Here is a 20924-nt window from a genome sequence, read left to right as displayed (position 1 = left end):
AGGGGAAACACGTTCTTCAAGGCTGTCCGGAATGAGGCGTCCTTGGTAGTGTTCGGGTGCAGTGCTTGCGCCGGCGCGGCCACAAAGGCACGACCCGGCCGATGGATGTCCTTCATTTTCCGGGAAAAACCGATGAAACTCAGACTTGCCGCCTCATGCATCACCGCTTCGATCATGTACTTCGCCGCGGCGCCGGCGCTGGCAGCCGACTACTACCTGGAGATACCGCGTATCAATGGCGGTTCGGTCGCCGAAAACTACAAGGACCAGATAGAGGTCTTTTCTTTCAACTGGACGCTGTCCAACACGGCGTCCACCGGTCCGTCCGGCAGTACGGCATCGCGGCCGGTGTTCGGTGATCTGGAATGGACGCAGGCGGTGGATCAGAGCATCCCCAAACTGTTTGAAGGTGTGGCGAACGGCAATGTAGTCGGCAAGGTGACGCTCAGCTTCGTCAAGTCGGGCGAGGAGCAAGCCCATCGCTACTTCACGATGACCTTCGAAGACGCCACGCTGACCTCGTTGAGCCTGGCCGGGGCCTCGGGCGGTGACCCGCTGGCATCCCTCAGTCTGAGTTACAAGGCAATCGAACTTGCCTACTATCCGCCGGAAAAGGGCGGAAAGCCCGGTGACGCCATCAAGGCGAACTGGGATCTGGAAGGGGTGAAGGGTGACGCACGTGTACTGATGCAGCTTGCGTCACCCGACACGCCCATCCTGCTCGACGTGTCGCAACCGATACCCGAACCGGAGCAGGCGGCCCTGCTGCTGGCCGGTCTCGGCCTGATCGGCTGGGTGGCGCGCCGGCGCAGGCTGCAGCTCGGCTGAGCCTGCGGCTACAGGGCGCTCTTGCGCTGAATACCCGGTGGCAGAAGCCCGGTCTCCGCGTCGCGGCGGCCGGGTCAAGCGGGTTCCGTGGTCGACGCAGTATGTCGAGCCAGACGGCCAGGGCGGCCATCAGTGCGACGCCGCTGATGCCGGCCGGCACCTGCATGCCGGATGAGTCGCCGGACAGTGCGCCGGCCGCGCTGCCGCTCAACCTGCCGGCGCACTCGCTGGTGCCCGATAAGGCCGGAGTCCGTAGAATCCGCCGCTCGATACGAACGCAACGGGAGAACGGATCATGAGCGATGGCGCGAAGCGCGGGGAGGCGGTACGCCGCGAAGTGATGAGCGATGCCTTTGTAGATCGCGCACTGGGCAACGCGACCGACTTCACGCAGCCGCTGCAGGCTTTCATCAATGAACATGCGTGGGGCGGCGTCTGGACACGCGGCGGTCTGGACCGGCGCACGCGCAGCCTGATCACCCTGTCGGCGCTGACCGCGCTGAAATGCCCGAACGAGCTCAAGGGCCATGTGCGCGGCGCGCTCAACAATGGCTGCACGGTGGAGGAAATCCGCGAAACCCTGCTGCACTGCGCGGTGTATGCCGGTGTGCCGGCGTCGGTCGATGCCTTCAGGGCGGCGCAGGAGGTGGTCGATGCCTGGCGGGCGGAGCAGTCAGCCGGCTGACCGGCGATCTTTGGCGAGCGGTCAGACCCAGCCCTGCCGCCAGCGGGTCGCATCCTTCAGCTCGCGCCATTCGATGCGCCGCACCGATTTCGAATGGACCGCCTCGATGTCTATCCAGCGGATCGCTGTTTCAGGCGGGTCGGGCTCGATCACCTTGCAGACCAGGAAGTGCAGGTTGCGGCCGACAGGCGCAACGGCGGTCCATTTGGTGAGCAGCAGCTTTTTCGGGTGCAGCGGATTCATGGTGTGACGGTCGCTGGGTTTGACGACTCAGACCGCGCCGCTGCGCAGCCATTCCCCATCCTTGCGAAGCGTTGCACGAATGCGCGTCAGCGCTCGGCCCGCTGCACGCCGATGCGCGGTCGGTCGAGGCGGCCGTCATCCGGCGTGCAGGGTTTTGCGACAGGAGGGCGGGTTCACTCAGCGCAGGCCGCGGGCTTCCGGGCGGAAGCGCGCGATCAGCACGATCAGGGCATGCGCCGTCGGCAGCCACGACAGGTCGGTCCCGGGCGGAAGACGGCCGTGCCGGCGTTTTTCATGGCACGTGTCAGGGTGTCGGCGTCGGTCAGCGTGGCGTAGTCGAAGCCGACCCCTTGCGCGCCAGCGGTCAGACGGTGCTGCACACGGTCGGCAGCACGATGGAATCGCTGCACGGCATCTTGCGCGAGCTGCGGCCGGACGGGCTGGACGAGTACGGGCTGATCGCCGGTCTCGACAGGCTGGTGCCCATGTGGGACGCGCAGGCGCGCGGCTGCGGTCGTCATCCAGCTGGAACGACCTGCGGCGAGCGACGACCACGCGGTAGTACGCGAAGGTTACCGGTGACTGATCGAGCGGCATCCGCCGCTGACCATTGCAGCCGAGGCCAGCTCCGGCGAAGAGGTCTATCGGTGCTACGTCGAACTGGCGCCGGATGTGGTGGTGATGGACATCACGCTGCCGGGTGCCAGCGGCATCCAGACGCTGCAGCACATCCTGCAGCGCGACCGCGACGCGCGCGTGCTCATCTTCAACATGCACCGCGACGCCACCTTCGTCGAAAAGGCGCTCGAATCAGGCGCGCTCGGCTAAGTCACCAGAAGTTCGCCGCCCGACCTGCTGGTCGAGGCGATCTGCGCGGTGTATCACCGCCGGCAGACGCTGAGCCCGGACGTGCAGGCCGAACTGGCGGCGCTGCGCCGCGCCGGCAGCGGCGCGAAGAACCCGCTGGCTGCGCTGAGCGCCCGCGAACTCGAAATCCTGCGCATGCGGGTCGCCCGACATCGAACTGATGCACGCGGCGCGGCAGCTCAAGCTGATCGACTGAGTAAGGCCAGGACCCGGCCAGAAGCTTTCCGCAGCAAGGCCGGTGTTGGCTTGCGTCGCGATCACGGTCGAAGCTCGATCGTTGGGCATCGCTGCGCTCACCCCAACCTACACATCATCCGGCCCTGCAGGCTGGGTGAGCGCAGCGACGCCCAACAAGTCACGTTCCCCCGTCCAACGCATCGCCCAGCCTCGTAGGTTGGGGTGAGCGCAGCGACGCCCAACAAATCGCGTCGAGCCCGCCCGACGCATGGCCCAGCCCGTAGGTTGGGGTGAGCGCAGCGATGCCCAACACGCCGCGCTCAACCGCGCAATGCTTCGCCTGGCGCCACCGGGCCGCTCAGTCGGCGGCCGGACACGGCTGGCGCCGCGGGTCCTTTTCGAGCAGCGGCGCCAGATACCGCCCGGTGTGTGACGCCGGCTCCGCGGCGACCTGCTCGGGGGTGCCGGTGGCGACGATGAGCCCGCCGCCGGCACCGCCTTCCGGGCCGAGATCGATGATCCAGTCGGCGGTCTTGATCACGTCAAGGTTGTGCTCGATGACGACGATGGTATTGCCGGCGTCGCGCAGGCGGCCGAGTACGCCGAGCAGCATGTCCACGTCGTGGAAATGCAGGCCGGTGGTCGGTTCGTCGAGGATGTACAGCGTGCGGCCGGTGTCCCGCTTGGACAGTTCCAGCGCCAGTTTCACGCGCTGTGCTTCGCCGCCGGACAGCGTGGTCGCACTCTGGCCGAGGCCGATGTAGCCCAGCCCGACCTCGCACAGCGTTTCCAGCTTGCGTGCGACCGTCGGCACGGCGTCGAAGAAGTCGCGTGCTTCGGTCACCTTCATCGACAGCACGTCGTGGATGGTCTTGCCCTTGTAGCGGATGTCCAGCGTTTCGCGGTTGTAGCGGCGCCCGTTGCACACGTCGCACGGCACGAACACGTCGGGCAGGAAGTGCATTTCGACGCGCACCAGACCGTCGCCCTGGCAGGCTTCGCAGCGGCCGCCCTTCACGTTGAACGAGAAGCGGCCCGGACCGTAGCCGCGCGAGCGCGCTTCCGGCACGCCGGCGAACAATTCGCGGATCGGCGTCAGCAGGCCGGTGTAGGTGGCCGGATTGGAGCGCGGCGTGCGGCCGATCGGCGACTGGTCGACATTGATCACCTTGTCGAACAGGTCCAGCCCCTCGATCGCGTCGTGCGCGGCCGGCAGCGCCGCCGAGCCGTACAGATGGTGGGCGGCTGCGGCGTACAGCGTGTCATTGATCAGGGTGGACTTGCCCGAGCCGGACACGCCGGTGACACAGGTCAGCAGCCCGACCGGGATCGCCGCGTCGGTGCCGTGCAGGTTGTTGCCACGTGCGCCGCGGATGTGCAGCCAGTCGTCCTTCGCCGGCGTGCGGGTTTGCGGCACCGCGATCTGCTTGCGGCCCGACAGGTAGGCACCGGTCAGGCTGGCTTCGCAGGCTTCGATGTCGGCCGGCGTGCCCTGCGCGATCACCTCGCCACCGTGCTGGCCGGCGCCGGGGCCCATGTCGACCACGTGGTCGGCCATTTCGATCGCTTCCTGATCGTGCTCGACCACGACGACCGTGTTGCCGAGGTCGCGCAGCCGCGACAGCGTGCCGAGCAGGCGCGCGTTGTCGCGCTGGTGCAGGCCGATCGACGGCTCGTCGAGCACGTACATGACGCCGGTCAGGCCGGAACCGATCTGGCTGGCCAGCCGGATGCGCTGCGCCTCGCCGCCGGACAGCGATTCGGCCGAACGGTCGAGGCTCAGGTAGTCCAGTCCGACGTCGATCAGGAAGCCGAGCCGGGCCGCCACCTCGCGCATGATGCGGGCGGCGATCGCGGCGCGCGCGCCATCCAGTTCCATGCCGTCGAAAATGGCCTTGCAGGCGCGCAGAGGCAGTCCGGCCAGTTCCGGCAGCGTGTGATCGGCCACCTTCACATGGCGCGCGTCGCTGCGCAGCCGCGTGCCCTTGCAGTCCGGGCACACCTTGGTGTTGCGGTACTTGCCCAGTTCCTCGCGCACGGCGACCGAATCGGTTTCGCGGTAGCGGCGTTCCAGATTCGGCACCACGCCTTCGAACACGTGCTCGCGTATCGTCGCGCGGCCCGATTCCGACAGGTAGCGGAACGGAATGCGCACCTTGCCCGAACCGTCGAGCACGATAGCCTGCAGCGCCGCGTCCAGTTCGTCGAACGGGGTGTCGATGTCGAATTTGTAGAAGCCGGCCAGACTGGACAGCAGCTGGAAATAGAACTGGTTGCGCCGGTCCCAGCCCCGGATGGCGCCGGAGGCGAGCGACAGGTGCGGGTGGGCAACGATGCGCGTCGGGTCGAAGAAGGTGACCATGCCCAGGCCGTCGCAACTGGTGCAGGCGCCGGCCGGATTGTTGAACGAGAAGAAGCGCGGTTCCAGCTCGGACACGCTGTGGCCGCACACCGGGCAGGCGAAGCGGGCCGAGAACAGCTGTTCGGCGTCGCTGTCCATGTCCAGAGCGATGGCGCGGCCTTCGGCCTGCTGCAGCGCGGTTTCGATGGATTCGGCGAGACGCTGGCGCATGTCGGGGCGTACCTTCAGCCGGTCGACGACGACGTCTATCGTGTGCTTGATGTTCTTGTCGAGCTTGGGCAGCGCGTCGATGTCCATCATCTTGCCGTCGAGCCGCACCCGCACGAAGCCGCGCGAACGCAACTCCGAAATCAGCTCGACCTGTTCGCCCTTGCGCTCGCTGACCACCGGCGCAAGGATGGCCACCTTGCTCTCTTCCGGCATCGCGAGCACCGCATCGACCATCTGCGACACGCTCTGCGCGGCCAGCGGCGCGCCATGCTCGGGGCAGTGGGGCGTGCCGACCCGTGCGAACAGCAGGCGCAGATAGTCGTGTATTTCGGTCACCGTGCCCACGGTGGAGCGCGGATTGTGGCTGGTCGCCTTCTGTTCGATCGAAATCGCCGGCGACAGCCCCTCGATCAGGTCCACATCCGGCTTTTCCATCAGCTGCAGGAATTGCCGCGCGTAGGCGGACAGCGACTCCACATAGCGCCGCTGGCCCTCGGCGTACAGCGTGTCGAACGCCAGCGAGCTCTTGCCGGAGCCCGACAGCCCGGTGATCACGGTCAGCCGGTCGCGCGGGATGTCTATATTGATGTTCTTCAGATTGTGGGTGCGCGCCCCACGAATGCGTATCCAGTCCATCAGCCCGCCCGGTTTCATGCAACCGGCTATGAGAACCTATTTTGGCGGGAAAGGCGAGGAGGGAAGGCGTCGAGATTCAAGATTCAAGTGGCAAGGTTCAAGGGGTGTGCACTTGAGGCAGGGACTGGACACCGGCGGGGAAGGGCGGGTGTGCCGGGCCGCTGCCATGACTTGAAATGTGTCGGAGAAATTTACATTTCCCCTGCCTGTCTGCCAGCGGGACCCCATGTGCATCAAGGGCTTGATGTGGGCGGCATGGAGCTTGCTATGCCAAGAAGGTGATTGAGTATGTCGTAAGCAACAAGCCGAAACGGGAGCGATGGCGATGAACTACGGAAAGAAGGTGTTGGGGCTGGCGCTGCTGGGCGCGCTGTCTAGCGGTGCGGCGCAGGCGGCGCTGCACGACCGGGGCGGCGGTCTGCTGTACGACGACGTACTGGACGTGACCTGGCTGGCGGATGCCAACTACGCGAAGACGAGCGGGTATGACGCGGATGGTTTGATGACCTGGCAGCAGGCGCTGACCTGGGCGGCGAACCTGAGCTACCACGACAGCGTGCGCGGGGTGACGTATGACGACTGGCGCCTGCCCATGGTTCGGGACGGTGGGCTGGCGGACTACAACTACACCTATTTCGGCACCGACATTGGCTACAACGTTCGTACCGTGGGGGAGGACGGCACGATGTACAGCGAACTGGCTCACATGTACTTTAACAATCTGGGGTTCAAGAGCTACTACAGTCCGTCGGGGGGCAACCAGAGCGATGGGGGCATCTTTGGAGATGGCGCTTATCACTGGGGAGAAGCGCGCAGTGGCCTTGGCCCCAACGGCGCGATTCAGAACTTGCAGTCCTACGCGTACTGGTCCGGTACGGCGTACGCGCCCGTCCCGGGCCTCTACGCGTGGGGCGTCAATACCGACGTCGGCTACCAGGGCATCAGCTACCAGTACAACGGATTCCATGCCTGGGCGGTTCGCCCCGGCGATGTCGCGGCCGTACCTGAACCTGTGCCGGCGGCACTGTTTGGCGCTGGGCTGGCGGGGCTGATGCTGGCGCGGCGGCGTGGGCGCGCGGTGCCGGTGTGATCCGGCCGGTTGCTTGCAGGCAAGCGATGCGGGGGCCGCAGCCCCCGCGGTTTTTTCCGGCACCGTGATCCATCGAACCGTTTGGCGCCCGCTTTGCCTTTCAGCGATTCTCCCGTGTGTGCCAGAACCGCAGCACGTAGAGGGCCGAATCCCGCCGCTCATGGTCACTCGTAGCGCATCTCGTAATGTGTCTCGCAGTGGCCGATGAGCAGTCGCCGGACTTCGCGCGGCTCGATCCCGAACAGTTGCTCGCCGATGCGGTGGTGCTGCTGCTTGCGCTGAAGCACCAGTGGCAGTTGGGATATCCGGACCCGGATACTCCGAAAGGCTGATTCGAAAGGCAGACTCGGCGTTCTTGCCCTGCCCATCCGCCACGCTCGACCGCCTATTCGGGCATATCTTTGCGAAGCAAAACTTTCAGCGGACGTTGCACGCCCTGTCCGCTTGCTAGAATCGCGGCTGCTCGCTTTTCCTGCCTCACATGACTCCCCCGACAAAAGACCGCATGACCCGCACGGAACTGCGCGCGGGGGCTGCGCTGGCCTTCATCATTTCCCTGCGCATGCTGGGGCTTTTCCTCGTGCTGCCCGTGTTCGCGGTGTTCGCACGCACATTGCCGGGCGGCGACAACATCTTCTGGGTCGGCCTGGCGTTCGGCATGTTCGGTCTGGCGCAGGGTGTGATGCAGATTCCGCTCGGCGCCGCCTCGGACCGCTTCGGCCGCAAGCGCATCATCGTGATCGGCCTGCTGCTGTACGCCGCCGGCAGCGCGATGGCCGCGTGGGCGCCCGACATCAACTGGATGATCGCCGCCCGCATCCTGCAGGGCAGCGGCGCCATTTCGGCCGCGGCGACCGCGCTGGTGGCCGATCTGGTGCGCGACGAGCATCGCACCAAGATCATGGCGGTCATCGGTACGTCGATCGGCCTGGTGTTCGCGGCCTCGCTTGTGCTCGCCCCGGCGCTGTACGGCTGGATCGGCATGGAAGGCATCTTCCTGCTGATCGGTGGCCTGGCGCTGGCCGGCATACCGCTGCTGCTGTTCGTGGTGCCGGACCCGGACCACGCGCCGGTCGTGAAGCCTGCGCCGTTCGCGCGCGTCCTGGGCGACCGCCAGCTGATGCGCCTCAACTTCGGCATGTTCGTCGTGCACATGGTGCAGATGGCCATGTTCCTGATGGTGCCGCTCGCCCTCGTGCAGGTGATGGACCTGCCGGTCGCCGAGCACTGGACGCTGTACTTCCCGATCGTGATCGCCAGCTTCATCTGCATGATTCCGGCCATCATCTGGGCTGAACGCAAGTCGCGCGTGAAGACCGTGTTCCTCGCGGCCATCGTCACGCTGATCGCCTCGCAGCTGATGTTCCTGCTGCATTTCGACCTCGCGTGGGTGCTGATCGGCGGTCTGCTCGTGTTTTTCGTGGCGTTCAATCTGCTCGAAGCCACGCTGCCGTCGCTGGTGTCGCGCATCGCGCCGCCGGACGCCAAGGGCGCGGCGCTGGGCGTGTTCAACACGGCGCAGTCCTTCGGCGCGGCCACCGGCAGTGCGGTCGGCGGTGCCATCGCGCTGCGCTTCGGCGAAGATGGCGTCTATCTGTTCTGCACCGCGCTGGCAGTCGTGTGGCTGCTGTGGGCGCGCAGCATGAAGCCGCCGCCGGTGGTCGCGCTGCGCGAGTATGCGATCGGCGACCATGTCGATCTGGACCGCCTGCGCGAACAGATCAACGACCTGCCCGGGCTGCGCGAGGTGCGCATCGAGGCCGAGCGGCGCATGGCTTTCCTGAAGGTCAATCTGGAATTGTGGGACGAAGACGTCGTGCGCAGGCTGCTCGACCAGCCGGTCGCCGGTACCTGAAATTATGCAAAGGGCGTAATCTGTCCGGCGCGTAGCAAGATGCGGCGCGCAGCGCCGTTTTGATCATGCAGTCCGTGGGCCTCGTCGGGGCGCACGTTCAAAGACACTCCGGGGGAGAAATCATGGCTTCAGTGAACAAGGTCATTCTGGTCGGCAATCTCGGGAAGGACCCGGAAACCCGCTACGCGCCGAATGGCGACGCGATCTGCAACATCACCGTCGCGACGACTGACAGCTGGAAGGACAAGGCGACCGGCGAAAAGAAGGAAATGACCGAGTGGCACCGCGTTGCCTTCTTCGGCCGGCTGGCCGAAATCGCCGGCCAGTACCTGCGCAAGGGTTCGGCGGTGTATGTCGAAGGCAGCCTGCGCACCCGCAAGTGGCAGGACAAGGACGGCAACGACCGCTACACGACCGAAATCCGCGCTGACCAGATGCAGATGCTGGGCAGCCGCCAGGGCATGGGCGGCGGCGGTGCCGGCAACGAAGGCTATAGCGGAGGTGCCGGCGGCAGCGGCAGCGGCGGGGGCGACGATTTCGATCAATCGCCGCGCCAGGCGCCCGCCGCGCGCGCGCCGCAGAAGCCCGCTCCGCAGTCCGCCCCGGCCAGCAGTTCGGGCGGATTCGGCGGCATGGACGACGACATCCCGTTCTGATCCGGTTCGCCCGGAATGAAAGTGACGGCGCGCCTCAGGGCGCGCCGTTTGTCTTCCTGCGGCACGATGTGGTGGGTTCAGCCGGCTGGTGAACGACTGGCTGGCGGAAAATCTGCTGCATCGTCGAAACGACTGTCCAACAGGCCGTTGGACAATGCCTGCCTGGGTACGCCGGAGGCATGTTCAGGGCGCTCAATCGGCTTCGTGCCAGTCCAGCCACTGCAATCCCCGCACGCGGGAGAATTCGCGCACATTGCGCGTGACCAGCGTGGCCTGATGACGCAATACCGTGGCTGCGATCAGCGTATCGTGCGGGCCGATGGGCGTGCCCGTTGCCTCGAGTTCGGCGCGCAGACGGGCTGCCTGGGCGGCGCACTCGCTATCGAAGGGCAACACCTGCATCGGTCGCAGCAAGGCGGCCAATGCCGCCAGACGGGGAACGGCCGCCAGCGGCGGCAATCGCAAAAGACCGTAGCGAAGCTCGTATTCCACAATGGCCGGGACGGCAACATCAGCTGGCGACAGCGCTTGCAGATGCAGCACGACCTGAGGATCGCCGCGAAAGTAGTAACTGATGGTGTTGCTGTCGAGAATCAACATGGCAGGCGATCCAGTTCCTGCACTCAAAAATCCAGGCGCGGCGAGTCAGCCGGCTGGGCGACCGTACTGTCCTCGCGCAACGGAAAATCGGGAAAACGCCCGGCTGAATCCAGACAATCCTGCGGCCACTCCTGGGCTGCGTATTTGCGGATGATGTCGGCCACCCAACGGCTTTTCGACACACCATTGGCCTGCGCTGCCTGTTCCACCAACGCCTGCGTGGCATCGTCCAGATACAACGTGATTTGCGACATGGCGGCGACTCCTCTTACGATCGACAAGGCAAGTATATTTCAAAGTATATGTTGCCTGATGAGCGCGTCAAACTCACGCGCGCATCGCCCCGCGGCCCAGTCCGGGTGGGTGCAGATGGATGTCGGCGGCCCCTTTACTTCGGGCGGGAGCGCACCGCTGGACGGCGCATGTTGATTCGCCAACGTGCGCGACCTCGACATCGATTCGATCGACCGCACACTCGCTGTTCCGGTACGACGCGTCAAACGCCTGCGCGTCTGCCTAAGTTTTCAGCGCACCGTTGGTCTTTCTGCGCCCGGGTCTGACCGCCACGAAGGCGCCGGCCGATACGAACAGCAGGCCGGCGATCAGCCAGCCGGACAGCGCCTCGCCCAGCAGTGGCGCGGCCATCACGCCGGCCAGCACAGGCACCAGTGCCACCAGTGCGCCGGTGCGTTGTGCCCCCAGCACCGCCACCGCCTTCAGGAACAGCACCATGGCGACGATGGTGACGGCCACGCCCTGGTAAAGGCCCTGCAGCGCGAGCATCGACGGCGGTACGGCGTCGAGCGCTTTCGGCAGCCACAGCAGATAGACCGGCAGGAACACGAGTGCGGACGCCAGTGCGACGAAGCGGGTCAGCGTCCACGGGTCGTAGGCCCATTTCCTGGCCAGTACCGAGTAGATGGCCCAGGCGAGCGAACTGCCGAGCAGCAGTGCGTCGCCGATCAGTAGTTCGGGGGTCCAGCTGCCGTGGCCGACCAGTTCGTGTCGCGCCACGCAGGCGATGCCCACCGCGATGAACAGCAGCCCGGCGACGCTGGCGCCGCCGGGCCGTGCGCCGCTGATTGCCCAGGCGACGGCGGCGATCAGGAAGGGCTGCATGCCGGGCAGCAGGATGGCGCCGTGCGCGGCCGGGGCGAACTTGAACGCCGCGAAGGCGAGCACGCCGTAGAGCAGGCCACCCATCATGGCCAGCGACCACAGCCGGCCGTCGCGCCAGGCGCCGCGCGGCAGGCTGCCGGCGAACGGCAGCAGGAGCAGGGCGGCCGTGCCCAGACGCAGCGCCAGCGTGTCGTAGGGCGTCAGCGCGCTTTTTCCACCCATGCGTGACACGAGGATGAAGCCGGTCCAGATGGCGACGGTGCCGGCGGCGGCGAGATAGCCGCCCAGGCGGGATGACGGGGACGCTTCAATGGCACTCATGGTGTGTCGGAGGGGGCGGGCGGTCCAGAGCTTAGCCGACCCGGCTTCCGGCAGGGCCGGAAGCTGATCAGGCTCAAGAAATGGAACGTAGTCCGGACTATTGTTCGGTTACGGAGCATGGGTTCCGACTGAAGCGGGAGCAGACATGAAAAAGCGTTGCATCGGACTTGTCATCAAGGATCAGGATCCGCTGTTGCTGACCACCGGTGAGACGGTTGGCGACGCCTGCCGCCGCATGTGGGAGCGCCGCGTCGGTGCCGTGCTGGTCGTCAATGACCAGGGCACGCTGGCCGGCATCTTCACCGGTCGCGATGCCGTGCGCATCCTGGCAGAGGGCCATGACGGACCAGACACCCGGCTTGCGGTTGCAATGACCCCCGATCCGCGCACCATCGGTCCGGCCGAAACCTCGCTCGACGCGTTGCGCGCGATGAGTGACGGCGGCTACCGCCACCTGCCGGTGGTCGAGGGCGGACGCATTCTCGGCGTGGTGTCGCGCGGTGATTTCAATGGCGTGGAGTTCGAGCGCCTGGGTGACGAAACCAGCCTGTGGGAACGTATCTGCTGACTGAAGGCGGCACGGGCGATGCGGGGCTTCCCGACCCGCCCGCGCCCTGCGCATGGCCAGGGCGGCGCGCGCGGCCCGCTATTCACTGGCGACAGACCCTAGAATCGCGCGATGCCCAGATTCCAGCTCCTGATCGCCGCGATCGAATTCGCGGCCACCCTTGCGTTTGCCCTGTCCGGTTTCATCGAAGCGGCGCGCCGTCGAATGGACGTGGTCGGGGTGTTCGCGGTTGCCTTCATCACGGCGTTTGGTGGCGGTACGGTGCGCGACGTGCTGCTCGACCGCCGGCCCTTCTTCTGGGTCGAACACCAGGCCCATGTGTGGCTGATCTTCCTGCTGTCGCTGGCGGCTGTGCCCTGGCTGCGCGCGCGCCATCACCGTTTCACCGAACGTGCCATCCTGCTTCCGGACGCTCTTGGCCTGGGGCTGTTTACCGTGACCGGCGTCGGCCTGGCTTATGAGGCGGGCATGCCGGTGTTCGTGTCGGCGATGATGGGCGTCATCACCGGCGTATTCGGCGGTGTCATGCGGGACGTGATCTGCAACGAAGTGCCTTACGTGTTCCGCGACCACCGTCCGTATGCGCTGTGCGCCTTCGTCGGCGCCTGGGTCTATCTGGGCATGAATGCGCTCGCCGTCACGCCGCTGGTGTCGCTCGGTGTCGCAGTGGTGCTGATCGCCGGTCTGCGCCTGCTGGCGGTGTTGACCGGATGGTCGGTACCGGGCTGGCGCGAGGAGTGATGTCCGGGGCGCCTGCGAATTCACGCCGGATGCAGACGCCGGATGCTGACGTCAGGTGCGCTGCAGATTGCCGCCGATCACGCGCACCCGGTCTCCGGCGCGCACAGGGGTATCGGCGCTTTCAGTGAAGCTGCGCTGCTCGCCGGTATCCATGCGCACGCTCACGCGGTAGCCGGTTACATGTTCGTTGCGGTTCTTTTCGATCGTGTGGCCGGCGACCGCACCACCGACTGCACCGACGGCGGTGGCGACCTTGCGGCCGCTGCCGCTGCCGATCTGGTTGCCGAGCAGGCCGCCCACCACACCGCCCACGGCTGCGCCGACACCGCTGGCTTCACCTTCGGCCACGATGGGATCCACTGCGATGACTTCGCCCAGATCGGCGCGTATGGCCGGTGCCGGCGTTGCTGCGACCGTTCGGGGTTCATCCGATTTCCGGGTGACCGTGGTTGCTCGTTCCTGCTTTTCCGGCTCCACGGCGCCGGATTGCGGGCTGATCGGGAAGGTGGATTGCGGATCGCACGCGGCGAGCATGAAGCAACAACTGATCAGGCCGGCGGTGCCGGCGATCTTTCTGGCGGTCTGTTTCATGATGGTCGGTCTCGTGGTCAGATTCAGTGATTCAGGATCCGGGTCAGTGACAACAGGCTTTCACTGGCCGCTGCGGCGGCCTGCTCGACGGGCCCGTCGTCCGGGCCGGTCACGATCAGCGCAACGGTGGCGATCAGCATCAATGCGCACATCAGAAGTTGGGCCGCGGACATCGGTTTCTCCGGTCGGTATTCAATCGGGTGGCGAAAGTGGATGACATGAAGCCGTGACAAGAGCTTAAGAGTGGCGCAGCAGGTGGCCAGTCAGCATCGGGCGCACCGGCTGTCGGCCCCGTCCTACAAAGATGCCCGGGTGCCGGCGCAGGCGGTCTTCGGGTAGCATGCGACGCGACTCATGCCGAGCGGATCCGCGCGGCAAACCTTCACAACGGGATATCGATATGGCTGGCGCCAGCCTTCTTGCACTGATCGACGACATCGCCAGCGTGCTGGACGATGTATCGGTGCTGACCAAGATTGCCGCGAAGAAGACCGCTGGCGTGCTGGGCGACGATCTGGCACTGAATGCGCAGCAGGTGGCGGGCGTCAAGGCCGACCGCGAACTGCCTGTGGTGTGGGCGGTGGCGCTGGGCTCGATGCGCAACAAGCTCATTCTCGTGCCGGCGGCGCTGGCCATCAGTGCTTTCGTGCCCGCGGCGGTCACGCCGCTGCTGATGGTGGGCGGGTTGTTCCTCTGTTACGAAGGCTTCGAAAAACTGGCGCACAAGTTCCTGCACAGCCCGGACGAGGACGTGGCGCAGCGCAAGGAACATCTGGCGGCGCTGGCCGATGCGGAAATCGATCTGGTCGCGCTGGAAAAGGACAAGATCAAGGGCGCGATCCGGACCGACTTCATCCTGTCGGCGGAAATCATCGCAATCACGCTCGGCACCGTTGCGGATGCGCCATTCGCCACCCAGGTTGCCGTGGTGGCGGGCATCGCTGCCATCATGACCATCGGCGTGTACGGTCTGGTGGCGGGTATCGTGAAGCTGGACGACGGCGGGCTTTACCTCAGTCGTTCAGGCTCGGCACCGCTGCGTGCCTTCGGACGCGGCATCCTGACGGCCGCGCCGTGGCTGATGAAATTCCTGTCGGTCGCCGGCACGGCGGCGATGTTCCTGGTCGGCGGCGGCATCCTGACGCACGGCATTCCGCTGCTGCACGACGCAATCCACCGCCTGACCGAAACGGTATCGCAGTCTGCCGGCACGGTGGCCGGCGTGCTGCTGCCCTTCATCGCCGACGCGCTGACCGGCATCGTCGCTGGCGCGCTCACGCTGGCTGTCGTGCTGGGCGTGAAGAAGCTGCGCGGCGCCCGGGGCGCATAACGGTCTGTTATTGCGGAGAGCGCCCGCGCGCTCAGCCCGCCGGGCTGAGGTCGGGTTTCAGTGCGCCGCGCTCGTCGAACACGACGCAGTTGCCGTGCCAGTGCGCGCCGCCAACCTCTTCGAAGTAGCGCAGGATGCCGCCTTCGAGCTGATACACCTGCGTGAAGCCGGCCTGCTTCATCAGTGGCGCGGCCTTTTCACAGCGGATGCCGCCGGTGCAGAAGGTGACGATGGGCGTGTCCTTCAGTTCGGCGTACTGTTCGAGCGCCGCCGGGAACTGACCGAAGCTGTCGACACCCGGGTCGAGCGCGTGGTCGAAGCTGCCCTGATCCACTTCCCATCGGTTGCGCGTGTCGATGATGACGAAACGGCGGCCCTCGTCGTACCAGCGCTTCAGCTCTGCCGGCGGCAGGTAGGGCGCCGGCGTCTCGGCCGGATCGAAATCCGGCGCGCCAACCGTGACGATCTCCTTCTTCAGGCGCACGCGCAGACGCTTGAAAGGCACCGTGTCGGAATAGCTCCATTTCGCGTCAAGCCCCGCAAGGCGAGGGTCTTCAGCCAGTTCTGCAAGGAAGGCGCGCAGACTGTCGGTCGTGCCGGCGAGAAAGAGATTGATGCCTTCGGTCGCCAGCAGCACTGTGCCCAGCAGGCCGCGCGCGTGCGCGGCCGCGTGGATGCGCGTACGCAGTGTGTCGCGCTCGTCCAGTCGTACGAAGCGATAGGCGGCGATGTTGGCGAAACGGGACATGAGTGACTCGGTCAGGACGGCCGGAAAGTATACCGTGTGGTCTGTGCACAGTATTGATGACTGAACCATGACGATCCGCGCCTCGCGCAAGGAAATGCACCGCAGTCACCGCAGCGGCTGGCTGCGCGCCGCCGTCCTCGGGGCGAACGACGGCGTGGTGTCGACCGCCAGCCTGATCGCCGGCGTGGCGGCCGCGCACGCGACGCCGCAGGTCGTGCTGCTGACCGGCGTGGCCGGGCTGGTGGCCGGCGCCATGTCGATGGCGGCCGGCGAATACGTGTCTGTCCATTCGCAGGCGGATACGGAACGGGCGGACATCGAGCAGGAGCGGCGCGAACAGGAAAGTGATCCGGTCCATGAAATGAGCGAACTCGCAGCCATCTACGTCGGGCGAGGGCTCGATCCGGTGACCGCGGACGAAGTGGCGCGCCAGCTGATGAAGCGTGACGCGCTGCAGGCGCATGCGCGTGACGAACTGGGGATTCCGGTCGACGGACAGGCGCGTCCGCTGCAGGCCGCTCTGACATCGGCGCTGGCCTTCGCGGCGGGCGCCGGCATCCCTCTGCTCGCCGTCGTGCTGGCTGCGGAAGACACCCTGACCACGGTGGTGATCGTCACGTCACTGGTTTCTCTGATGCTGCTGGGTGCGGTCGCGGCGCGCGTGGGCGGCGCGTCGCCGCTGAGGGGGGCGCTGCGCGTCACCTTCTGGGGCGCTGCGGCTATGGCACTCACTGCACTGGTCGGATCCTGGTTCGGTGTTGCAGTCTGATCCGGATCGCGCGTCGTTCATCCGGTGGCGGGATGCGCGGTGCCCGGATGGCCCTTGTTTCGGCGATCTTGGCTCCGATCGCCTTTCAACGCGTCGATTCCACCCTTGCAAATTGACGCTTTCGTCTTGCCACTGCGCTCATCCGAGTGCCTTCCACAGGTTGTATGCACTGAGCGCGCTGATCAGCAGGCCGACCAGCACGAGCAGCGCGCGCGCCGGCAGGGCCCGGCACAGGAAGGCGGCCAGCGGCGCGGCGAACATTCCGCCGGCGACCAGCCCGGCGACGGTGGCCCACGGTGCGGCGTCGATGAACAGCACGAAGGCGCCGGCACTGGCGATGGCGATGAAGAATTCGGCGAAGTTCACCGAGCCGATGGTGCGTCGCGGGTCCTGACCGGCGCCGACCAGGCTGGTCGTGACCACCGGACCCCAGCCGCCGCCGCCCGCCGCATCGACGAAACCGCCGAACAGCGCCAGCTTGGCGACATGCTTCGGTTCCTGCGCCGGCTTGCGCCGATGGCGCCAGGCTTTGGTCAGCACGTAGAGGCCCATCAGCAGCAGGTAGCCGGAAATCCAGGGCTTGAGCGCCGCGCCGTCGAGTTGGGTGACGACCAGCGCGCCCAGCACGCCGCCGATCACGCCGGGCACCAGCAGACGCAGCATGAGCTTGCGATCGACATTGCCCAGCCTCAGGTGCGACAGACCGGACAGTCCGGTGGTGAATATTTCCGCGATGTGCACGCTGGCGCTGGCCACCGCGGGCGATGCGCCGGTGCCGAGCAGGAAGGTGGTGGCCGATATGCCGTAAGCCATGCCGAGCGCGCCGTCGATGCTCTGCGCAACGAAACCGACGGCGGCAGCCGTGAGGAACTCCTCCGACGTGACGACCTCGATGACGATGGCCAGCGCGGCGGCCGGATCGCTCATCGGCAGGCCGCGCACCAGCAGCACCGTGGCGAGGCCGAACAGCGTGAAGCCGATCAGCCAGGTAGCGACGGTGACCAGCGGATGCGCCTGCGCGCGGTCGATGACCTGCTCCACCGGCGGCAGGCCGAGCGCTTCGTGGGCTTGCCCGACGGCGGTCGGGCGGGTGTCGATGTGGCGGATTTTCACTGCACGGCACTCCTTGGGGAGGGCGCAGTCTAGCCAGCAATACTTATCTCAAAAAGTGATATTTCGTTCTATGTATAGCTCTGGGGTGTATTTGAACTCAGTAGAACGGCCGCCGCCAGTAACCCCACGGATAACCCGGATAGCCGGGGTAGCCGAACATCCACATGCGTTCGCGCTCGCGCATGGCTTCGCGCGCCCGGGTGGCTTCGATCAGCGTGAGCTGCATGTGGTCGATCACCTCGTCGGACACACCCTGTTCGCGCAGATTGGCCAGTTCCGATGCCTTCAGCGCATACAGGCCGCCGCTTTCGTCGATGCGCTGGATGATTTCGGCTGGCGTCAGTCCATCCTTCGACATCTGCACGATCTCGTCGGTGGTCGGTGCCGGCGGGCGCGGCGGGGAGGTCGCGCAGCCGCCCAGCGTCACGGCAAGCAGGGCGACAAGTATCCAGCGGCTAATGGGCATGGCGGGTGCTCCGGCATCGTTTCATGATCGTTTGAGTCAGGGCGGGGCGGTCAAGTTCGCGGCATCCGGAAACAGCCGCGTCCAGACCGCGGTGATGGCTGCCCGCTCGACGACCACCTGCGCCGGGTCGACGCGCGCCTTCGGCGCGTCGTTCAGGCGCAGGCCATGCTGCAGATGCCGCAGGCGGCGGTAGGCGTTGCCCGCGGCGACCGCGTCCAGCGCCGGCAGCAGGCCGACCTGAGAGGCAATGCGCAGCAGCGCGATGTTGCCGAGGTTTCCGGTCAATTCGGGGTAACGCGATGCGTAGGCCAGCACGAGGTACTGCACCGCGAATTCGAGGTCGATCAGACCACCCGGGTCGTGCTTGATGTCGAACAGGTCGGACTTGTTGGCGTGCCCTTCGCGCATCTTGCGCCGCATGTCCAACACCTCGCCGCGCAACGTCGCGAGGTCGCGCACGCGCGTCAGTACCTCGTTGCGGATGGTTTCGAACTGTTCGCCGACCTGCACGTCGCCGGCCGAGAAGCGGGCGCGGGTCAGCGCCTGGTGCTCCCACACCCAGGCGGATTTCTGCTGGTAGTCGCGGAAGGCTTCGACCGAACTGACCAGCAGGCCGGATTCACCATTCGGCCGCAGACGGGTGTCGGTTTCGAACAGGATGCCGGCGCTGGTGTGGCTGGACAGCCAGGTCAGCAGGCGCTGCGCCAGACGGGCGTAGATTTCGGGCGCCGATTCGTGATCGTCGTCGAACAGGAAGATCACGTCCAGATCGGACGCGTAACCCAGCTCCTTGCCGCCCAGCTTGCCGTAGCTGATGACCGCGAAGCGCGGTGCGTCGCGATGGCGTCGTGCGAGCTTGCGCCAGCACAGGTCAAGCGTGACGCGCAGCATCACGTCGGCCAGCGCCGACAGGTGGTCGGACAGCCGTTCGACCGACAGTTCGCCCGCCAGGTCGCGCGCCAGCAGGCGGAATACCTGCGCGTGATGGGCGTCGCGCATGGTGTCCATCTGGCGCTCGGTGTCGTCGCCCAGTTCGTCGAGCTGCACGCGCAACGCCGCTTCGAAGGCGGGCCACTCCGGTTCCGCGGTCAGCAGCCGGGCATCCAGCAGTTCGTCGAGCAGGATGGGGTGACGCACCAGATAGCCGGCGGCCCAGCTCGATGCACCGATCAGGCGCGCCACCTGCCCGAGTGCCTGCGGAAACTCGGCCAGCAGCGCAAGGTAGGCGGCGCGCCGGCTGATGGCTTCGAGCAGATCGAGCCCGCGCAGTGCGGTGGCCGTCGGGTGCGGTGTTTCGCGGCATGCCTCGAGAAGTTTGGGCACCAGCGCATCAACCCGGCTGCGCGACGTGTCTGGCAGTTGGCGGTAGCGGCTGCCTGACTTGAACGCCGCCAGCCGGTTCGACAGTTCGTCCGGCTCGCTGAAGCCCAGCGTGGCCAGTGCACTGCGACAGTCGTCGCCCTGATCGGCGTCCTGCCACAGCGCGCGCGGCGCGGAGGTGTCCGATTCCTGGGCGCCGAACACGGCGTCGAAATGCCGGCTGACCCGGCCGCGGTGCGCATCGAGTTCGGTCAGCAGGCCCGCGTAGTCGTCGAACCCCATCGCGCTGGCGATCAGCGCCTGGTCGGCGGGGTCTTCCGGCAGCTTGTGCGTCTGCGCGTCGTCGAGGTACTGCAGCCGGTGTTCCAGCCGACGCAGGAACACGTAGGCGGCATGCAGTTCGTCCACCGCCTCTTCGGTCATCACGCCGCGCATCGCCAGCCGGTCGAGCACCTTCTGGGTCGGACGGATCTGCAGCGCGCTCTCGCGGCCGCCGCGGATCAACTGGAACACCTGGGCGATGAATTCGATCTCGCGGATGCCGCCCGGGCCGAGTTTCACGTTGTCGGCCATGTCGCGCCGTGCCACTTCGCGGCGGATCTGCGCGTGCAGGTCGCGCATCGCGTTGATGGCGCCGAAATCGAGGTATTTGCGGAACACGAACGGCTTGCGCAGCGACTCCAGCTCGTCGTGCCGGCTGCCGGTCAGCGCGCGCGCCTTGATCCAGGCGTAGCGTTCCCACTCGCGGCCCTGGGTGAAGAAGTAGTTTTCGAGCATGTCGAAACTGACCGCCAGGGGGCCGCTGTCGCCATTCGGGCGCAGCCGCATGTCGACCCGGAACACGAAGCCGTCGGCGGTCACTTCGGACAGCAGTTCGATCACCTTGCGGCTCAGCCGCGTGAAGAAATCGAAATTGTCGATGCGCTTGCCGAGCCCGTTGGGCGTGTCGGCATCGGTTTCACCGCTTTCCGGATATACGAAGATGAAATCGACGTCGGAACTGACGTTCAGCTCGCGCCCGCCCAGTTTTCCCATGCCGATGCAGATGAAGGGCTGCACGGCGCCGGCGCTGCCGTCTTCCGATTCGCCGCGCGGCTCGCCGAAGCGCGCAACGAGCGGGATGCGCGCCTGATCGGCCGCCACGCGCACCGTCAGTTCGGCCAGCAGCGTCATGCCCTCGGTCACTTCGTCCAGGTCGGCCAGACCAGACAGATCGCGCACGATCAGATGGGCCATCGTGCGGGCCCGCAGGTGGCGCAGCACGCGCTTGATGCCGGCTTCGTCGGCCGGCTCGAACGGCGTCTGCGCAAGCCAGTCTTCGAGCACAGCCGCACTGGCATGCGCCTGCAGGGTGTCGGTCAGCGCGTCGATCAGCGCCGGTCGGGCATCGAGCAGGCGGTCGAGGTAGCGGCTGTGCCGTCGGGCGTGGGCAATAGCGGTGGGTGCGTCCATGTGTCGTCTCTGCGGTCGGTCATGACAAGGCGGGGCCGGCGCACGCGCCGGGCCCGGTGCATCGGCCCGCCTGGCGCCTTGCGCGCCTGTTGTAAGGACTCCCTACAAAACGCGCCGGGTGCGACGTTGCGGGTAAACTCCCGCATCGTCCCACAAACGCAGTCATCCTCCTTTTGA

At 66.3% G+C, this 20924-nt stretch carries 23 protein-coding genes; 11 read left to right on the top strand and 12 right to left on the bottom strand.

Features of this window, described 5'->3' with window-relative positions; translation table 11 throughout:
* The first annotated feature begins 132 nt into the window (after nucleotides 1–132).
* Complete coding sequence (locus NMQ14_RS10290) at nucleotides 133–828, top strand: type VI secretion system tube protein Hcp (protein WP_257095781.1); 696 nt, start codon at nucleotides 133–135, stop codon at nucleotides 826–828.
* A gap of 295 nt (nucleotides 829–1123) precedes the next feature.
* Entirely contained in the window at nucleotides 1124–1513 is a 390-nt protein-coding gene (locus tag NMQ14_RS10285) for a carboxymuconolactone decarboxylase family protein (RefSeq protein ID WP_257095779.1), read from the top strand.
* A 21-nt stretch (nucleotides 1514–1534) separates the two neighbouring features.
* On the opposite strand, the gene NMQ14_RS10280 is transcribed toward NMQ14_RS10285, so the two are convergent.
* Entirely contained in the window at nucleotides 1535–1756 is a 222-nt protein-coding gene (locus NMQ14_RS10280; protein ID WP_257095778.1) for a TIGR02450 family Trp-rich protein, read from the bottom strand.
* A gap of 364 nt (nucleotides 1757–2120) precedes the next feature.
* Complete coding sequence (locus NMQ14_RS10275) at nucleotides 2121–2243, bottom strand: hypothetical protein (RefSeq protein ID WP_257095777.1); 123 nt, start codon at nucleotides 2241–2243, stop codon at nucleotides 2121–2123.
* A 95-nt stretch (nucleotides 2244–2338) separates the two neighbouring features.
* Here NMQ14_RS10275 and NMQ14_RS10270 point away from each other — a divergent pair, with 95 nt between their 5' ends.
* Complete coding sequence (locus tag NMQ14_RS10270) at nucleotides 2339–2584, top strand: response regulator transcription factor (protein WP_306441202.1); 246 nt, start codon at nucleotides 2339–2341, stop codon at nucleotides 2582–2584.
* Here the strand turns inward: NMQ14_RS10270 and NMQ14_RS10265 are convergent.
* Nucleotides 2567–2908: a hypothetical protein gene (locus tag NMQ14_RS10265; RefSeq protein ID WP_257095776.1), complete on the bottom strand. Its 342-nt coding sequence runs from the start codon at nucleotides 2906–2908 to the stop codon at nucleotides 2567–2569. The genes NMQ14_RS10270 and NMQ14_RS10265 overlap by 18 nt on opposite strands.
* Before the next feature lie 250 nt (nucleotides 2909–3158).
* Nucleotides 3159–6008 (bottom strand): excinuclease ABC subunit UvrA, encoded by a 2850-nt coding sequence (uvrA, locus tag NMQ14_RS10260; protein ID WP_257095997.1) that lies wholly within the window; start codon nucleotides 6006–6008, stop codon nucleotides 3159–3161.
* A gap of 325 nt (nucleotides 6009–6333) precedes the next feature.
* Between uvrA and NMQ14_RS10255 the strand changes: the two genes are divergently transcribed.
* The 4 genes from NMQ14_RS10255 to ssb all read left to right on the top strand — a co-directional run bounded on the left by NMQ14_RS10255 (nucleotide 6334) and on the right by ssb (nucleotide 9609).
* Nucleotides 6334–7098: a PEP-CTERM sorting domain-containing protein gene (locus NMQ14_RS10255; RefSeq protein ID WP_257095775.1), complete on the top strand. Its 765-nt coding sequence runs from the start codon at nucleotides 6334–6336 to the stop codon at nucleotides 7096–7098.
* Between the two features lie 185 nt (nucleotides 7099–7283).
* Nucleotides 7284–7430, top strand: coding sequence for a hypothetical protein (locus NMQ14_RS10250; RefSeq protein ID WP_257095774.1), 147 nt, complete (start codon nucleotides 7284–7286; stop codon nucleotides 7428–7430).
* A gap of 173 nt (nucleotides 7431–7603) precedes the next feature.
* Entirely contained in the window at nucleotides 7604–8953 is a 1350-nt protein-coding gene (locus NMQ14_RS10245; protein WP_257095773.1) for an MFS transporter, read from the top strand.
* 122 nt (nucleotides 8954–9075) lie between these two features.
* Complete coding sequence (gene ssb / locus NMQ14_RS10240) at nucleotides 9076–9609, top strand: single-stranded DNA-binding protein (protein ID WP_257095772.1); 534 nt, start codon at nucleotides 9076–9078, stop codon at nucleotides 9607–9609.
* A 192-nt stretch (nucleotides 9610–9801) separates the two neighbouring features.
* Here the strand turns inward: ssb and NMQ14_RS10235 are convergent, their stop codons facing one another.
* From NMQ14_RS10235 to NMQ14_RS10225, 3 genes are all read right to left on the bottom strand, one after another.
* Complete coding sequence (locus NMQ14_RS10235; protein WP_257095770.1) at nucleotides 9802–10209, bottom strand: type II toxin-antitoxin system VapC family toxin; 408 nt, start codon at nucleotides 10207–10209, stop codon at nucleotides 9802–9804.
* 23 nt (nucleotides 10210–10232) lie between these two features.
* Nucleotides 10233–10463 (bottom strand): CopG family transcriptional regulator, encoded by a 231-nt coding sequence (locus tag NMQ14_RS10230; RefSeq protein WP_257095768.1) that lies wholly within the window; start codon nucleotides 10461–10463, stop codon nucleotides 10233–10235.
* A gap of 262 nt (nucleotides 10464–10725) precedes the next feature.
* Nucleotides 10726–11649, bottom strand: coding sequence for a DMT family transporter (locus NMQ14_RS10225; RefSeq protein ID WP_257095766.1), 924 nt, complete (start codon nucleotides 11647–11649; stop codon nucleotides 10726–10728).
* Between the two features lie 145 nt (nucleotides 11650–11794).
* On the opposite strand from NMQ14_RS10225, the gene NMQ14_RS10220 reads away from it, so the two are divergent.
* Both NMQ14_RS10220 and NMQ14_RS10215 read left to right on the top strand, forming a co-directional pair.
* Entirely contained in the window at nucleotides 11795–12217 is a 423-nt protein-coding gene (locus NMQ14_RS10220; protein WP_257095764.1) for a cyclic nucleotide-binding/CBS domain-containing protein, read from the top strand.
* Between the two features lie 111 nt (nucleotides 12218–12328).
* Nucleotides 12329–12958: a trimeric intracellular cation channel family protein gene (locus NMQ14_RS10215; protein WP_257095762.1), complete on the top strand. Its 630-nt coding sequence runs from the start codon at nucleotides 12329–12331 to the stop codon at nucleotides 12956–12958.
* Between the two features lie 51 nt (nucleotides 12959–13009).
* On the opposite strand, the gene NMQ14_RS10210 is transcribed toward NMQ14_RS10215, so the two are convergent.
* Nucleotides 13010–13549, bottom strand: a complete 540-nt coding sequence (locus NMQ14_RS10210; protein WP_257095760.1) for a glycine zipper 2TM domain-containing protein — start codon at nucleotides 13547–13549, stop codon at nucleotides 13010–13012.
* Nucleotides 13550–13949: 400 nt separating this feature from the next.
* Between NMQ14_RS10210 and NMQ14_RS10205 the strand changes: the two genes are divergently transcribed.
* The gene (locus tag NMQ14_RS10205; RefSeq protein WP_257095758.1) at nucleotides 13950–14879 is read left to right on the top strand and encodes a DUF808 domain-containing protein; all 930 of its coding nucleotides are present in this window, start codon (nucleotides 13950–13952) and stop codon (nucleotides 14877–14879) included.
* Nucleotides 14880–14910: 31 nt separating this feature from the next.
* On the opposite strand, the gene NMQ14_RS10200 is transcribed toward NMQ14_RS10205, so the two are convergent.
* Nucleotides 14911–15627 (bottom strand): rhodanese domain-containing protein, encoded by a 717-nt coding sequence (locus tag NMQ14_RS10200; protein WP_257095756.1) that lies wholly within the window; start codon nucleotides 15625–15627, stop codon nucleotides 14911–14913.
* 67 nt (nucleotides 15628–15694) lie between these two features.
* Between NMQ14_RS10200 and NMQ14_RS10195 the strand changes: the two genes are divergently transcribed.
* A complete protein-coding gene (locus NMQ14_RS10195) occupies nucleotides 15695–16396 on the top strand; it encodes a VIT family protein (RefSeq protein ID WP_257080107.1) in 702 nt (233 codons plus the stop codon).
* Nucleotides 16397–16534: 138 nt separating this feature from the next.
* Here the strand turns inward: NMQ14_RS10195 and NMQ14_RS10190 are convergent, their stop codons facing one another.
* The 3 genes from NMQ14_RS10190 to glnE all read right to left on the bottom strand — a co-directional run bounded on the left by NMQ14_RS10190 (nucleotide 16535) and on the right by glnE (nucleotide 20747).
* A complete protein-coding gene (locus NMQ14_RS10190) occupies nucleotides 16535–17509 on the bottom strand; it encodes a sulfite exporter TauE/SafE family protein (RefSeq protein ID WP_257095754.1) in 975 nt (324 codons plus the stop codon).
* A 97-nt stretch (nucleotides 17510–17606) separates the two neighbouring features.
* On the bottom strand, nucleotides 17607–17975 hold the full coding sequence (locus tag NMQ14_RS10185) for a YhbY family RNA-binding protein (RefSeq protein WP_257080105.1): 369 nt from the start codon (nucleotides 17973–17975) through the stop codon (nucleotides 17607–17609).
* A gap of 36 nt (nucleotides 17976–18011) precedes the next feature.
* The gene (glnE, locus tag NMQ14_RS10180; protein WP_257095752.1) at nucleotides 18012–20747 is read right to left on the bottom strand and encodes a bifunctional [glutamate--ammonia ligase]-adenylyl-L-tyrosine phosphorylase/[glutamate--ammonia-ligase] adenylyltransferase; all 2736 of its coding nucleotides are present in this window, start codon (nucleotides 20745–20747) and stop codon (nucleotides 18012–18014) included.
* Between the last annotated feature and the right edge of the window lie 177 nt (nucleotides 20748–20924).

The sequence above is a fragment of the Methyloversatilis sp. XJ19-13 genome (assembly GCF_024580155.1).
GTDB lineage: Bacteria > Pseudomonadota > Gammaproteobacteria > Burkholderiales > Rhodocyclaceae > Methyloversatilis.
Note: the sequence above shows the minus strand (reverse complement) of the source record. Positions and strands in the feature narration are given on the sequence as shown.